This window comes from Rhizobium sp. SVR5-9E, from assembly GCF_056755095.1.
Genome location: NZ_JBNDHS010000566.1, coordinates 1 through 251, shown reverse-complemented (window position 1 = coordinate 251; position 251 = coordinate 1). Strand labels below are relative to the sequence as shown.

General features: G+C 63.3%; 1 protein-coding gene. It reads right to left on the bottom strand.

Annotation, left to right across the window (positions count from 1 at the left end; all coding sequences use genetic code 11):
* Positions 1-251, bottom strand: a 251-nt coding sequence (locus ACPYOJ_RS36090) for a cellulase family glycosylhydrolase (RefSeq protein ID WP_481420493.1), incomplete at both ends; no start/stop codon positions are given.

Sequence of the window (251 nt, the reverse complement as noted above, 5' to 3'; positions counted from 1 at the left end):
CGGCATCGACGAAGGTCTGATGGTACGACGCCAGGATGGCCATCTGGCCGGCGTCCTTGACGTCCGGTTCGTTGGCGCTGGCGAAGAGCACGTGGCCATCGAAGTCGCGCAGCAGCGTGGCGATCTGTTCCCAGTACGCCTTCTGTTTCGCGTTGACGGCGGCCTGCCTGTCGGCCGTGAAGTTCTCCTGGAGCCAGCCACCGTCCCAGTGGATGTTCACCAGCACGACCATGTCGTTGTCGACGCAGTAC